Raw genomic sequence first — 14,389 nt, 5'->3', positions numbered from 1 at the left:
GCCCCCCGACGACAGGAGCAGACACCATGAAGCAGCGCGCACTCGCGGACCTCGAGGTCGGCGCCATCGGCCTCGGCGGCATGCCGATGTCGATCGAAGGCCGCCCCGACGAGGCCCGCAGCATCGCGACCATCCACGCGGCCCTCGACGCCGGCGTCACCCTCGTCGACACCGCGGACGCCTACCACCGCGACGCGAACGAGGTCGGGCACAACGAGACCCTCATCGCCAAGGCGCTCGCGTCCTACGGCGGCGACACCTCGCACGTGGTCGTGGCGACCAAGGGCGGCCACCTGCGCCCGGGTGACGGCTCGTGGACGCGCAACGGCGACCCGGCCTACCTCAAGGAGGCCGCGAAGGCCTCGGCGCAGCGCCTGGGCGTCGACGCCATCGGGCTCTACCAGTTCCACCGGCCCGACCCGGAGGTCCCCTACGCGGAGTCGGTCGGGGCGCTCGCGGAGCTGCTGGACGAGGGCGTCATCCAGCGGGCCGGCATCTCGAACGCCACCGTGGCCCAGATCGACCTTGCCAACGAGGTGCTCGGTGGCCGCCTGGTGTCCGTGCAGAACCAGTTCTCGCCGGCATTCCTCTCCAGCCGCGGCGAGCTCGACCACTGCGCCGAGCTGGGCATCGCGTTCCTCCCCTGGAGCCCGCTCGGCGGCATCAAGAGCGCCGGTGACCTCGGCGGCAACCACTCGGCGTTCGCGACGGTGGCGCAGGCGCACGGCGTGAGCCCGCAGCAGGTGGCCCTGGCGTGGGAGCTCTCGCTCGCCGACGTCGTGCTGCCCATCCCGGGTGCCTCGCGCCCGGCGTCCATCCAGGACTCGGTGCGGGCGGCCGACCTCGAGCTCACCGCCGACGAGCTCGAGCAGCTGGGGTCAGCCGCGGGCTGACCGCGCCTGCGGGGGCCTCGACACCCCGGTTCGTGCACGAGACCCCGGCTCCGAGCCGGGGTCTCGTGCGCTTTTCGGGGTGACCCCGAAAAGCCGAGGCGGATGGGGCCGCCGGAGCCGGTCAGCCGAGGTGGCCGCGGACCGACACGTGGCCCTTGAGCAGGTTGCGGGCCAGGGTGCGGCGCTGGATCTCGTCGGTGCCCTCGTAGATGCGCAGCAGCCGCAGCTCGCGGTACCAGCGTTCGAGCGGCAGCTCGCGGGTGTAGCCCATCCCGCCGTGCACCTGGAGCATCCGGTCGACGATCTCGTTGCACTTGACGCCGCCGAAGAGCTTCGCCATCGACTGCGCCTGGCGCGAGTCACGACCCTGGTCGACCTGCCACGCGGCCGACAGCACCAGCCAGCGCAGCGCCTCGATCTCGGTGGCGGAGTCGGCGATCATCCACTGGATGGCCTGCCGCTCGGCGATCGGCTTGCCGAAGGTCACCCGGTTGTGGGCCCACTCCATCGCCATCTCGACCATCCGCTCGCAGCCGCCCAGGGCACGGGCGGGCAGCAGGTAGCGGCCCTTGCCGATCCACTGCATGGCGAGGGCGAAGCCCTTGCCCTCCTCGCCGAGGATGGCCGAGTGCGGCACCCGCACGTCGTCGAACACGAGTGCGGCCGGGCCCCACTCGCCCATGGTGTCGATCTGCTGCGAGGTCCAGCCGCGGTCGCGGTCGACCAGGAAGCAGGTCACCGACTCGCCGGTGCGCCCCGCTTTGTGGGCCTCGGGGTCGGTGACCGCGAAGACCATCACGAAGTCGGCGTCGACCCCGCCGGTGATGAAGGTCTTCTCGCCGTTGATGACCCACTCGTCGCCCTCGCGCCGGGCCGAGGTGCGGATGGCGCGCGCGTCGGAGCCGGCGCCGGGCTCGGTGATGGCGAAGCAGCTCTTGCGGGTGCCCTCGATGGTCGGGCGCAGGTACTCCTCCTGCTGGGCCTCGTTGGCGTGGAAGAGGATGTTGTCGGCGTCGCCGGCGAAGCGGAACGGCACGAACGAGCGCCCGAGCTCGACCTCGACCAGCGCCGCCATCACCGCCGACAGCCCCATCCCGCCGTACTCCTCCGGGGTCAGCACGCCGAAGAAGCCCGCCGCACGGGCGGTGTCCTGCAGGCGCTTCAGCTCCTCGGGGGGCAGGCCACGCTCGTGGCGGCGCTCACGCGCCAGCACGTCCTGCTCGAGCGGCATGACCTCCTTCTCCACGAAGGTACGGACCCACTGGCGGATGTCGCGCTCGTCGTCGGTCAGGCTCAGGTCCATCGGTCAGTCCTCCTGGTGGGTGGCGGTCGGGGTGGGGTCGTCGGCGGGGGCGGCGAACCGGGCCCGCAGCTCGCGCTTGAGCACCTTGTGGCTGGGGCCGAGCGGCAGCGCGTCGACCACCTCCACCCGGCGCGGGTACTTGTGCTTGCCGAGCCGCTCACGGGCCCAGGCGATCAGCTCGTCGGGCTCGACCGGTGCCCCGCCGGACGGCACGACGACGGCGCACACCTCCTCGCCCTGCATCGCGTCCGGCAGCCCGACCACGGCGACCTGGCCGACGCCCTCGTGCCGCGAGAGGACCTCCTCGACGTCGCGCGGGTAGACGTTGAAGCCGCCGCGGATGATGAGGTCCTTCTTGCGGTCGACGACCCGGATGAAGCCCTCGTCGTCCTTGATGCCGATGTCGCCGGTGCGGAACCAGCCGTCGACCAGCACCGCCGCGCTGGCGTCGGGGTCGTCGAGGTAGCCGGCGAAGACGTTGTGCCCGCGGATGACGATCTCGCCGCGCTCACCGTTGGGCACCAGGTCGATGCGCTCCTCGACCGCGTCGTCGGCGACCTCGACGTCGACGCCCCACATCGGGTGGCCGATGGTGCCCGGGCGCACCCCGAAGCGGCGCTGGTTCGACGTGGCCGTGGGGGAGGTCTCGGACAGCCCGTAGCCCTCGTAGATCGGTGCCCCGAAGGCCTGCTCGAACCGCTCGAGCACCACCACCGGCAGCGAGGCCCCGCCCGAGATGCAGTCACGCAGCCGGGGCAGCTCGGCGGCGCCCCCCGCCGCCTCGACCAGCTGCACGTACATCGTCGGCACGCCCATGAAGATGGTCGCCCGCTCCCGCACCATCAGCTCGATGGCCTGGGCGGCGTCGAAGCGGGGCTGGAGGACCAGGGTGGCGCCGACCCGGAAGGTGGTGTTCATCGCCACGGTCTGCCCGAAGGTGTGGAACAGCGGGAGGCTGCCCATGATCACGTCGTCACGGCGCACCTCGTTGCCGTCGAAGGCGTTGACGGTCGCGTTCATCACGAGGTTGAGGTGGGTGAGCAGGGCGCCCTTCGGCAGGCCCGTCGTCCCGCTGGTGTAGAAGATGACGGCGGTGTCGGCGGGGTCGCGCGAGACGTACGTGGGCAGCGGGTCGGCGCCGTCGCCCAGACCGGTGAGGCTGACCGCCGGCACCCCCACGTCGGCGGCGGCGGGCGCGGCCAGCGCCGCCAGCGCGTCGTGGTGCAGCAGCAGCTCGGCGCCGGAATGGCTTACCAGGTAGGCGATCTCGCTCGCGCCCAGGAGCGTCGGCACCGGCACCACGACCCCGCCGACGGCGAGGATGCCGTAGTAGGACGTGACGAAGTCGGTGACGTTGGGGGCCAGCAGGGCCACCCGGGTGCCGGGCCCGACGCCCCGCGCGCGCAGGTCGGCGGCGCTGCGCCGTGCGGCCTCCCACAGGTCGACGTAGGAGGTGCGGCGGTCGCCCTCGACGACCGCGGTCGCGGTGGGCGTGCGCAGCGCGCTCTCGGCGAGCAGAACGGCCAGGGACAGGGTGGGCATCGTCGCCTCCGAGCGTCGGGGGGCCGACGTCCGTCGTCGGCGGGGGACCTCGCCCCACTCTTCCTCAGCCGGCCCCCCGGCGGGGCCCGAAGGTCGCGGCGAGGCGGAGCTCGACACCACCCGGCATCCCCGAGGGGCGGCGCGCGGGCCGGATCGAGATCTGGATGAACGTGCGATTCCGGGGCGTCGGCCTCATCATGGTCCCGGGACGAGGGCTCGCGACGGCGAGCCGCGAGAGGTAGAACCACATGAACAAGCGCAGCAAGGTGCTGCTCACCGCTGCCGTCGCGATCCCGATGGCGCTGGGGGGCGTGGGGACGGCGTACGCCGCCCACTACCAGGACCGGGCGCTGCCGGGCAGCACCGTCGCCGGGCAGGCCGTCGCGGGGATGACGCGCGACCAGGTCGCCGCCTCGGTCCGCGAGCGCGCCGCCGCCCTGCGCCTCGAGGTGCGGGCCGGCGGGACCACGAGCAGCCGCAGCCTCGCCCAGCTCGGCTACTCCGTCGACGTCGACGCCACCGTCGACTCCGTGTTCGCGGCCAACCGCTCGTGGTCCTCCTACGCCACCTCCCTCGTCACCCCCCGCGACGTCGACGCCGTCGTCGCCTCCGACGACTCCCGGGTCGAGGCCGTCGCCACCGACCTCGTCGCTGCCGCCGGCAAGGTCGGCAAGGACGCCTCGGTCGCACTCGCCGCCGACAAGGTCTCGTTCGCGGTCACTCCGGCCGTCGCCGGCGCCACCGTCGACCCGGCGAGCTTCCAGGACGTCGTCGAGCGAGCCGCCACCGGCCTGAGGCCCGTCACCGCCACGCTCCGCTTCGTGACCCTCGACCCGGCGGTCACCACGGCCGCCGCGCAGAAGGTCGCCGACGCCGCGAACGCCCTGGTCGCCCACACGGTCTCGGTGTCCGACGGTGAGCAGCCGGTCGTGGCCCGGCCCGCCCTCAAGGCCTCGTGGGTCACCATCCCCGTCACCGGCGGCGTGCCGGGTGCCCCCACCATCGATGCCGCCGCGGTGCGTTCGTGGGTCGACTCGCTGGCCGCCGACGCCAAGTCCGAGCCCAGCGACGGCCTGCGCAACGTCAGCGCCGCGGGCGACGTGCTGAGCATCGTCGACCAGAAGCACGACGGCCGCGTCGTCACCAACGGTGCCGAGCTCGCGAAAGCCGCCCTCGCGGCGATGGCGGGTGGCAAGAACTACCGGGGCACGTTCGCCTACGACATCGTCGCGGCCTCCTGGGAGGACCGCACCGTCGCCGTCGGCGCCGAGAAGCTGGCCTACCCCGCGGCCGACGGCGAGAAGTGGATCGACGTCGACCTCGGGGCGCACACCATGACCGCCTACGTCGGCGCGAAGGTGGTCTACGGCCCCGTCGCGATGGTCAACGGCGCGCCGAAGACCCCGACCCGGCTGGGCACCTTCCACGTCTACTACAAGAACCCGCTGATGACGATGCGCGGCAGCAACGCCGACGGCAGCGACTACGAGACGCCCGACGTCCCGTGGTCGACGTTCTTCGACGGAGGGATCGCGCTGCACGGGGCCTACTGGCGCTCGACGTTCGGGTACGCCGCCTCGCACGGCTGCGTGAACCTCCCGGTGCCGGTCGCGAAGTGGGTCTACGACTTCGCGCCCATCGGCACCCCGGTCGCCGTCCACTCGTGACCACCTGCGGCCGGGCGGCCGGTGCCACCTCCCTTCGACGCCCCTCGAGAGGAGGCGACACGCAGGCGACCGGCGACTCCGGTCGGCGTGTCGCCTCCTCTCGACGCGGCACCGATGAGTTCCGGTGCCCCCGCCGGTCCACCCGGGTATGACGACGCATCCCGGCCCCGCGCCCACCACCGCCACCCTCCCCGTGGAGGGGGCCGTCCTCACCTACGACGTACGGGGTGACCTCGCCTCGACGACCCCCGACCGGCCGCCGCTGCTCCTCATCGGGGCCCCGATGCCCGCGACCGGCTTCGCCACCCTGGCCTCGCACTTCCCCGACCGCGTCGTCGTCACCTACGACCCGCGCAACACCGGGCGCAGCACGCGCGACGAGCCGACGGCGGCCGTGACCACCGCCGAGCACGCCGCCGACCTGCACGCGCTCCTCGCGGCGCTGGGGCGCGGCCCGGTCGACCTCTTCGGGTCCTCCGGTGGCGCGGTCGTCGCCCTGGGGCTGGTCGCACGGTATCCCGACGACCTGCGCACCCTCGTCGCGCACGAGCCCCCCGCCGGGGGCCTGCTCCCGGATGCCGAGCGGCTGGCCGCGGTGCAGGCCGACATCCTCGACACCTACGACCGCGAGGGCCACGGGCCGGCGATGGCGCGCTTCATCGCCCACGTGATGCACCGGGGCCAGGTGCCGGCCGACGCGCTCGGCGCCCCCGCGCCCGACCCCGCGATGTTCGGCCTCTCCGCCGAGGACGACGGCCGCCGCGACGACCCGCTGATGGCGAACCTGCGCGGCGGCGGGGCCCGTGACGGCGTGGACGTGGAGGCCGTCGGCCGCGCCGCCACCCGCGTCGTCGTCGGTGTGGGGGCGCAGTCGGGCGGACCCACCGACGGCGAGATGGCCGCGCGGTCGGGCTACGCGCTGGCGGCCGCCCTGGGGGTCGAGCCGGTGGTCTTCCCCGGCGGCCACAACGGGTTCCTCGGCGGGGAGTTCGGCCAGACCGGCGAGCCCGACGCGTTCGCGGCCACCCTGCGCGCGGTGCTCGAGAGCCCGGTGCCGTCGTGAGCCGCCTCCGGCCCCTGACCGCCGGCCCTTGCCGCGCCGGACGTGGCTCGGGACACTGGTCGGCGCCGGCCCCCGGTGGGGGGACCGGCGACCCGGAGGGAAGGGGAGCGTGATGTCCGAGCCGACGATCCACCTGCTGGTGGGGACGAGCAAGGGGGCGTTCGTCCTCGACGGTGACGCCGACCGGGGGCACTGGCGGGTACGCGGGCCGTACTGCGACGGGTGGCCCATCAACCACGCCGTCGGCGACCCCGCCACCGGCACGATGTGGGCCGGCGGTGGCAGCGACTGGACGGGCGCGGGGGTCTGGCGCTCGGACGACGCCGGCCACACGTGGGAGCTCACGAAGCTGACCACCGGGCAGCTCGACCAGTGGGCCGCGAACGACCCGGGGTTCGCCGCGATGATGGGCTGGACCGAGGAGCCTGTGCCCTTCGGCGACCGGTTCGCGCAGGTCTGGTCGCTCGGGCGCTCGGCCGGCCGCCTCTACGCCGGGACCAAGCCCGCGATGCTGCTGGTCAGCGACGACGACGGCCGCACCTGGGACGAGGTCAAGGGCCTCAGCGACCACCCCTCGCGGGAGGAGTGGGTCCCCGGGGGCGCCGGGCTCGTCCTGCACACCATCGTCGCCGACCCGCAGGACCCGGAGCGGATGTGGCTCGGCATCTCGTCGGCAGGGGTCTTCGCCACCACCGACGGCGGCGTGACGTGGGAGCGGCGCAACGACCTGGCCGACCCGCACGCCGGTGACGCGTACGACCATCCCGCGTCGGCCTCCGACGGCCACACCGGGCTGTGCGTGCACCACATGGAGGGCGCGCCCGGCGGGCGGCTCTACCAGCAGAACCACCACGGGGTGTGGCGCTCCGACGACGGCGCCGGCACCTGGCACGACGTGACGGCCGGGCTGCCCTCGACCTTCGGCTTCCCCCTGTGGGCGCACCCGCACGACGGCGGGACGGTGTGGACGCTGCCGCTGAACGGCGACATGGAGGGCCGCTTCCCGCCGGACGCGTCGGCGGCCGTGTGGCGCTCGCGCGACGCCGGCGCCACCTGGGAGGCGATGCGCGAGGGGCTGCCGCAGGAGGCGTGCTTCTTCACCGTGCTGCGCCAGGGGATGACCGGCGACCACCAGGACCCGGCCGGCGTCTACTTCGGCACCAACTCCGGGTCGGTGTTCGCCAGCCGTGACGAGGGGGAGACCTGGAGCGAGGTCGCCCGGCACCTGCCGACCGTCCTGTCGGTCGACGTGGTCCTCGAGCCGGCGGTCGTCCCGGTCGCCGGCTCGTAGGCTGGAGCGATGGCGAGCACGACGCGCTCCACCGCCGAGGTGACCTTCTCGGGCGGCCTCGAGGTGGTGGGCTCCACGATGCTGGTCCGCCTGCCCGCCGAGGCCAGCCGGGCGCTGCCGTCGCGGGGCCAGGTGGCGGTGGCCGGCACGTTCGGTGGGCGGGCGTTCAGCACGGTCATCGAGCCCGACGGCCGGCGCGGCCACTGGCTGCGCGTCGACCACGACCTGGCCGCGGCGGCCGGCGTCGCCCCGGGTGACGTCGTCGAGGTGGCGGTCGAGGCGGTCGACGACTGGCCCGAGCCGACGGTCCCGGGCGACCTCGGCGCGGCGCTCGCGGCCGCGCCCGCGCACATCCGCGACATCTGGGACGACATCACGCCGATGGCCCGTTGGGAGTGGGTGCGCTGGGTCGGGGCCACCCGCAACCCCGACACCCGGGCCAAGCGGGTGGGCGTCAGCATCGACAAGATGGACCACGGCAAGCGCCGTCCGTGCTGCTTCGACCTGGCCTCGTGCACCGACCCCGACGTCGCGCGCAGCGGGAAGCTGCCCGAGCCCACCTGACCGGCCCGCGGCGTCCTGGCCTCCTGCCCCCGGCGGCTAGCATCGGCTCCTGGACGCAGGTGAGCCGAAGGGAACGGACCGCACGATGTCGGGTCGCGAGGTGCCGCTGCCGCCGGCCCCCGAGCGCGTCGGGGAGCGCCTGCACCGTTGGGCGCTGACCACGCGCGACCGCGTCGTCGCCTCCGACCCGGGCTACGGGCGGCTGCGCACCGCCGTCACCGTGGTCGTCGGCGTCAGCACCACCATCGGGGTGCTGCAGCTGGTCGCCCGCCTGCTCGCCGTCCCCGGGCCGGCCGCGTTCGCCATGACCCTGTTCGGCGCCGTCGTCGCGATGATCGGGTCGAACGCGCTGGCGGGGATGCTGCGCCGCGAGAAGCTGCCGGCCGCCGCGGGGTTCCCGGTCGCCGTCACGGTGGGGCTGGTGCTGGCGGTCCTCACCAACACCCATCGGCTGCTCCAGGTGGCGGCCTTCGCCGTGGTGCTGTTCGCCGCGGTGTGGGTGCGGCGCTTCGGCGGGGCGTGGTTCTTCTACGGGTTCATGACCTGGATGGGCTTCTTCTTCGCGACCTTCCTCAAGGCGCGGTGGGTCCTCGTCCCCGAGCTCGTGCTGGCCGCGGTCGTCGCGTCGGCGTGGGTCTGCCTGCTCGGCACGACGGTGCTGTCGACCAACCCGCGCCGCATCCTGCACTCCACCCTGGGGTCGTTCTTCTCCCGGGGGCGCGCGGTGGCCCGCGAGGCCGCCGACCTGCTGGCCGTCCCGCCCGCGAACGCCCGGCAGCGGGCTCGGGCCGAGCGCGTGCTGCGCGCCCGCCGCGCCGGGTTGGGCGAGGCGGCGCTGCTGGTCGACGCCTGGTCGGCCGACCGCTCGGCCGTCCCCGAGGGCTGGTCGGCCGCGGCGCTGCGGCGCCGGCTGATCGAGGCCCAGGCGGCGGCCGAGCGGGTGGCCCGGGCTGCGGTGCGCCTGCAGGATGCCGAGCCGGTGCTGCGTGCGCTGGCCGGCTCGGCCGCCCACCATCTGGCCTCGCGGCTCGACGTGGCGGCGCTGGTCGACTGCGCGCAGCTGCGCCGGTCCGCCGACGAGGTCCAGGCCGCCGGGGGCGAGGGCTGGTGGTGGGCGCGCAGCCTGGCCTACGGCATCGAGGAGTTCCTGCGGTTCGAGGCCACGGCCGACGAGCCGCCGGAGGTCGACCCCGGCGAGGCGGAGTTCGAAGCCGCGTCGGCGCTGGCGTTCGGCGGCCTGCCCGGCTCGGCGGCCGTCGCGAGCGGCGTCGCCGCCTCCGGCGCGGCGTGGAACCCGCTCACCCGGCTGTCCATGACCACCCGCCAGGCCGTCCAGGTGGCGATGGCCGGGGTGGTGGCGATCGGGCTGGGGACGCTGCTGTCGCCGACGCGCTTCTACTGGGCCGTCATCACCGCGTTCATCATGTTCACCGGCACCGGGTCGCGCTTCGAGACCATCGACAAGGGCGTCGCACGCGTCGCGGGCACGGTGGTCGGGCTGGCCGGCGCCGTGGTGCTGGCGCGGCTCACCGCCGGGCACGACCTGCTGGTGCTCGCGATCATCCTGGTGTCCATCTTCGCGGCCTTCTACCTGGCCCGCGTCTCGCAGGCGGCCATGACGTTCTTCATCACGGTGCTGCTCGGCGAGATGTACACGCTGATCGGCACCTACAGCGTGGGGGTGCTCGAGGTGCGGCTGGGCGAGACCGCCATCGGGGTGGTCGCCGGCATCGCGGTGGCCCTGCTGTTCGCGCCGCTGTCGACGCGCGCCACCGTGCGCAGCGCCCGCGACGCGATGCTGGACTCGATGGTCGCGCTGCTCGACGGCGTGGGGGAGCACGCCGCGGCCGGGGAGGCCGACGCCGCCGACGCCGCCGGCGCGGCCGTCGACCTCGACGCCCGGGTGCGCCGGCTCGACGACGACGCCCGGCGGCTCGCCCTGGTCGCGCGACCCCTCACCCGCCAGGTCGGCTTCGGGGGCGCGGGGCCGCGGACCGCGCGGCGGCTGCGCCTCTACGTGGCGGCGGTGTCGCAGTGCCGGGCCCTGGTGGTGGCCGTGCAGCGCCGCCCGCTCGTCGCCCCGGCGGCCACCGGAGCGGCCGTGGCACACCTGGCCGAGGCGCTGCGGGCGATCTCGCAGCAGCCGCCCGGGTCGGCCGTCCCCGCGGCCGAGGAGCCGCTGGCCGAGGCCGACCACCTGCTCTTCCAGGATGCCGCGGCCTCCGACGACGACCCGGTGGTGCGCCACCTGCACCACCTGGCCGCCACCCTGCTGCAGGTGGTGCACACGACGACCGTCCCGGCACCCACCGGCCTGCGCTGACCGCGGTCAGCGACCGGCGGCGGCCGCCTGGCGCCTCATCTCGGCCTTGGCCAGTGCGTTCTTGTGCACCTCGTCGGGTCCGTCGGCGAAGCGCAGCGTGCGGTTCATCGCCCAGGCCTCGGCCAGCGGGAAGTCCTGCGAGATGCCGCCGGCGCCGTGCACCTGGATGGCCTTGTCGAGGATCCACTCGACCGTGGCCGGCGTCGCGATCTTGATGGCCTGGATCTCGGTGTGCGCGCCCTTGTTGCCCTGGGTGTCCATCAGCCACGCGGCCTTGAGCACCAGCAGCCGCAGCTGCTCGAGGCGCACCCGCGACTCGGCGATCCAGTCGCGGATGACGCCCTGCTCCGACAGCGGCCGGCCGAACGCCACCCGCTCCGAGGCGCGGGCGCACATCAGCTCGATGGCCATCTCGGCCACCCCGATCGCGCGCATGCAGTGGTGGATGCGGCCGGGGCCGAGGCGCGCCTGGGCGATGGCGAAGCCCGCGCCCTCCTCGCCGATGAGGTTGCTCGCCGGGATGCGCACGTCGTGGAACGCCAGCTCGGCGTGCCCGCCGTGCTCGCGGTCGTCGTAGCCGAACACCTGCATCGGGCGCACGACCTCGACGCCCTCGGCGTCGCGCGGCACCAGCACCATCGACTGCTGCCGGTGCCGGTCGGCGCCGGGGTCGGTCTTGCCCATCACGATGAAGATCTCGCACTGGGGGTTCATCGCCCCGGTGATCCACCACTTGCGCCCACTGACGACGTACTCGTCACCGTCGCGCCGGATGGCCGTGGAGATGTTGGTGGCGTCGGACGAGGCGACGTCGGGCTCGGTCATCGCGAAGGCCGAGCGGGTGCGGGCCTCGAGCAGCGGCGTCAGCCAGCGCTCCTTCTGCTCGGCGCTGCCGAACATCGCCAACACCTCCATGTTGCCGGTGTCGGGCGCCGCGCAGTTCAGGGCCGCGGGGGCCAGCCGGCCCAGCCGCCCGGTGAGCTCGGCCAGGGGGGCGTACTGGAGGTTGGTCAGGCCCGCCCCCAGGGTCTCGCCGCCGGTCTGGCCGGGCAGGAACAGGTTCCAGAGCCCGCGCCGCCGCGCCTCGGCCCGCAGCTCCTCGAGCACCGGGACCGTCGACCAGGCCCAGGGGTCGTCGAGGGCCGCGACCTGCTCGACGAAGGCCGGCTCCGCCGGGGCCACGTGGCTGCCGATGAAGTCGAGCAGCTCGGTGCGCAGCTCCTCGGTGCGGGCGTCGTGGGCGAAGTCCATGGGGTGCTCCTCGGGTGCGGCGGTGGTGGTCAGTGCGACGGTCGGGCCAGGGCGTCGAGCCCCGCCCGCAGCAGCGGGTCGACGACGGAGCCGACCCCCTCGAAGCCCCCGCCGACGGTCTGCCCGGCGAGGTAGCGGTGGTGGATGCCCTCGAGGATGGCCGCGAGCTTGTAGGCGGCCAGCCCCACGTGGAAGTCGAGGTCGAGGGCACCGGTGCCGGAGGCGGCGGCGTACCGCTCGAGCATCCCGGCCTCGTCGAGGTGACCGGGTGCGCGCACGGCGTCGGCCACGGCCCCGGGGGCGAGCTCGGCCAGGCGGCCGTAGAGGACGAGCAGCGCGACGTCGGTGCGGGTGTCGCCGAGGGTCGCCATCTCCCAGTCGATGACGGCGGCCATCTCGTCGGCGTCGTTCGTGAGGATGTTGTCGAGCCGGTAGTCGCCGTGGACGATGCCGGGGCGCGCCTCGGCCTCGGCGGTCTCGACGCCGGCGGCCAGGGCGTCGGCCAGGCGCGCCTCGAGCGGGCGCTCGGTGGTCAGCGACTTCTGCATCTGCCCGCGCCAGCGCCGCACCTGCCGGGTCAGGAAGCCGTCGGGTCGGCCGAAGTCGGCGAGCCCGACCGCGGCCGGGTCGACGGCGTGCAGTGCGGCGAGGGTGTCCACCATCCGCTCGCTGATGACGCGGGTGCGCTCGGGGCCGAGCCGGGCCAGCTGGGCGGCAGTGCGGTACGGCGTCCCCGCGACGTCGGCCATCACGTAGAACGGGGCGCCCAGGACGGCCTCGTCCTCGACGTGGGCGTACGTGGCCGGCACCGGCACGGCGGTGGGGCCGAGCGCCGAGATGACGGTGTACTCGCGGCCCATGTCGTGCGCGGTCGCCAGCACGTGGCCGAGCGGCGGACGCCGCACGATCCAGGTGCGCTCGCCGTCGCCGACCCGGTAGGTGAGGTTCGACTTGCCCCCGGCGATGAGCGTGGCGGTGAGGTCGCGTTCGCCCAGCGCGGTGGCCGGGTCGCCGGCCAGGTGCTCGCGCCACCAGGCCGAGAGGGCGGCGGGGTCGAGCCCCGGGGTCTCGGTCGTCACGGGACGAGCACGCTCAGGACCTCGGCGACGCAGCCGGGCTTGCCCTGGCCCTCGACCTCGACGGTGACGCGCGCCCGCAGCTGGAAGCCACCGCCGCCCGGCTCGAGCGCCAGGAGCTCGACCCCGGCGCGCACCTGCGAGCCGACGCGCACCGGCGACGGGAAGCGCACCCGGTCGCTGCCGTAGTTGACCCCCATCGCGATCCCCTCGACCGCGTAGACCTGCCACACCAGCATCGGCACCAGCGACAGGGTGAGGTAGCCGTGCGCGATGGTGCCGCCGAACGGGCCGGATGCCGCCCGCTCGGGGTCGACGTGGATCCACTGGTGGTCACCGGTCGCCTCGGCGAAGAGGTCGACCTGCTCCTGGGTCACGGTGTGCCAGGGCGAGTACCCCAGGTGGGTGCCGACGGCCGTGCGCAGGTCGTCGATGCCGCTGAAGGTGCGCACCGCCATCAGTCCCTCGGGCCGCCGGCCACGTAGATGACCTGGCCCGACACGAACCCGGCGCCCTCGCTGCAGAGGAACGACGCGGTGTGCGCGATGTCCTCGGGGCGGCCGACCCGCGCCACCGGGATCTCCTTGGCCGCGGCCTCCTTGAAGGCCTCGAACTCCATGCCGACCCGCGCGGCGGTGGCGGCGGTCATGTCGGTGGCGATGAAGCCGGGCGCGATGGCGTTGGCGGTGACGCCGTAGCGCCCCAGCTCGAACGCGAGCGTCTTGGTGAAGCCCTGCATGCCGGCCTTGGCGGCGGCGTAGTTGGCCTGGCCGCGGTTGCCGAGGGCCGAGGTGCTCGAGAGGTTGACGATGCGCCCGAACTTCGCCTCGACCATGTGCGCCTGGCAGGCGCGGCTCATCAGGAAGGCGCCGCGCAGGTGCACGTTCATCACGGCGTCCCAGTCGTCGGTGGTCATCTTGAAGAGCAGGTTGTCGCGGATGATGCCGGCGTTGTTGACCAGCACGGTGGGGGCGCCCAGCTCGGTGGCGATGCGCTCGACGGCGGCGGTGACGGCGGCCTCGTCGGCGACGTCGCAGCCCACGGCCAGGGCCCGGCCACCGGCGTGGGTGATGTCGTCGACGACGCTCTGGCAGGCGGACTCGTCGAGGTCGACGACGGCCACGGCCATCCCGTCGGACGCGAGGCGGCGGGCGACCTCGGCGCCGATGCCGCGGGCGGCTCCGGTGACGACGGCGGTGCGGGGGGTGCTCATGGTGCTCCTTGCGGGTCGGGGCGGCCGGTGGGTCCAGCGCCCAGTGTGGTCGGTGACGCGGTCAGGCGGGCGAGTCGGTGCGGGTCGCCTCGCGCGCGCCCCGCCGGGGCCGGGCAGGGTGCCGGCGTCCTCGAGCTTGCGCTGGAGGCGGTTCATCCCGGCCAGCCACCGGTCGGGGTCGGCGGCGCGGGCGGCGGAGTAGC

Annotated in this window: 12 protein-coding genes; 6 read left to right on the top strand and 6 right to left on the bottom strand. The window is 74.4% G+C overall.

Going from position 1 to position 14,389, the window contains the following annotated elements; all coding sequences use genetic code 11:
- The first annotated feature begins 26 nt into the window (after nucleotides 1-26).
- Nucleotides 27-893: an aldo/keto reductase gene (locus ATL31_RS08780; protein ID WP_101395430.1), complete on the top strand. Its 867-nt coding sequence runs from the start codon at nucleotides 27-29 to the stop codon at nucleotides 891-893.
- 121 nt (nucleotides 894-1,014) lie between these two features.
- Here ATL31_RS08780 and ATL31_RS08775 read toward each other — a convergent pair whose 3' ends face one another.
- Complete coding sequence (locus ATL31_RS08775; protein WP_101395429.1) at nucleotides 1,015-2,196, bottom strand: acyl-CoA dehydrogenase family protein; 1,182 nt, start codon at nucleotides 2,194-2,196, stop codon at nucleotides 1,015-1,017.
- Nucleotides 2,197-2,199: 3 nt separating this feature from the next.
- Complete coding sequence (locus ATL31_RS08770; protein ID WP_101395428.1) at nucleotides 2,200-3,738, bottom strand: long-chain-fatty-acid--CoA ligase; 1,539 nt, start codon at nucleotides 3,736-3,738, stop codon at nucleotides 2,200-2,202.
- 248 nt (nucleotides 3,739-3,986) lie between these two features.
- Between ATL31_RS08770 and ATL31_RS08760 the strand changes: the two genes are divergently transcribed.
- The 5 genes from ATL31_RS08760 to ATL31_RS08740 all read left to right on the top strand — a co-directional run bounded on the left by ATL31_RS08760 (nucleotide 3,987) and on the right by ATL31_RS08740 (nucleotide 10,646).
- The gene (locus ATL31_RS08760; protein ID WP_101395426.1) at nucleotides 3,987-5,405 is read left to right on the top strand and encodes a L,D-transpeptidase family protein; all 1,419 of its coding nucleotides are present in this window, start codon (nucleotides 3,987-3,989) and stop codon (nucleotides 5,403-5,405) included.
- A gap of 124 nt (nucleotides 5,406-5,529) precedes the next feature.
- Nucleotides 5,530-6,468 (top strand): alpha/beta fold hydrolase, encoded by a 939-nt coding sequence (locus tag ATL31_RS08755; protein WP_245862154.1) that lies wholly within the window; start codon nucleotides 5,530-5,532, stop codon nucleotides 6,466-6,468.
- A 112-nt stretch (nucleotides 6,469-6,580) separates the two neighbouring features.
- Nucleotides 6,581-7,759, top strand: a complete 1,179-nt coding sequence (locus ATL31_RS08750) for a WD40/YVTN/BNR-like repeat-containing protein (RefSeq protein WP_101395424.1) — start codon at nucleotides 6,581-6,583, stop codon at nucleotides 7,757-7,759.
- A 9-nt stretch (nucleotides 7,760-7,768) separates the two neighbouring features.
- The gene (locus ATL31_RS08745; RefSeq protein ID WP_101395423.1) at nucleotides 7,769-8,323 is read left to right on the top strand and encodes a YdeI/OmpD-associated family protein; all 555 of its coding nucleotides are present in this window, start codon (nucleotides 7,769-7,771) and stop codon (nucleotides 8,321-8,323) included.
- An 85-nt stretch (nucleotides 8,324-8,408) separates the two neighbouring features.
- Entirely contained in the window at nucleotides 8,409-10,646 is a 2,238-nt protein-coding gene (locus tag ATL31_RS08740; protein ID WP_101395422.1) for an FUSC family protein, read from the top strand.
- 6 nt (nucleotides 10,647-10,652) lie between these two features.
- Here ATL31_RS08740 and ATL31_RS08735 read toward each other — a convergent pair whose 3' ends face one another.
- From ATL31_RS08735 to fabG, 4 genes are read right to left on the bottom strand one after another with little or no spacing between them, the layout of a single operon-like run.
- The gene (locus tag ATL31_RS08735; RefSeq protein WP_101395421.1) at nucleotides 10,653-11,897 is read right to left on the bottom strand and encodes an acyl-CoA dehydrogenase family protein; all 1,245 of its coding nucleotides are present in this window, start codon (nucleotides 11,895-11,897) and stop codon (nucleotides 10,653-10,655) included.
- 29 nt (nucleotides 11,898-11,926) lie between these two features.
- A complete protein-coding gene (locus ATL31_RS08730) occupies nucleotides 11,927-12,976 on the bottom strand; it encodes a phosphotransferase family protein (protein ID WP_101395420.1) in 1,050 nt (349 codons plus the stop codon).
- Nucleotides 12,973-13,431, bottom strand: coding sequence for a MaoC family dehydratase (locus tag ATL31_RS08725; RefSeq protein WP_281256261.1), 459 nt, complete (start codon nucleotides 13,429-13,431; stop codon nucleotides 12,973-12,975). The genes ATL31_RS08730 and ATL31_RS08725 overlap by 4 nt, the downstream gene beginning before the upstream one ends.
- Nucleotides 13,431-14,186 carry a 3-oxoacyl-ACP reductase FabG gene (fabG, locus tag ATL31_RS16525; RefSeq protein ID WP_170062525.1) on the bottom strand — a complete coding sequence of 252 codons (756 nt, stop codon included), beginning with the start codon at nucleotides 14,184-14,186 and terminating at the stop codon, nucleotides 13,431-13,433. The genes ATL31_RS08725 and fabG overlap by 1 nt, the downstream gene beginning before the upstream one ends.
- Nucleotides 14,187-14,389 lie beyond the last annotated feature (203 nt).

Origin of the sequence: Phycicoccus duodecadis, from assembly GCF_002846495.1 — a bacterium.
Lineage (GTDB): Bacteria > Actinomycetota > Actinomycetes > Actinomycetales > Dermatophilaceae > Phycicoccus > Phycicoccus duodecadis.
This window is presented reverse-complemented; position numbering and strand designations above follow the sequence as displayed.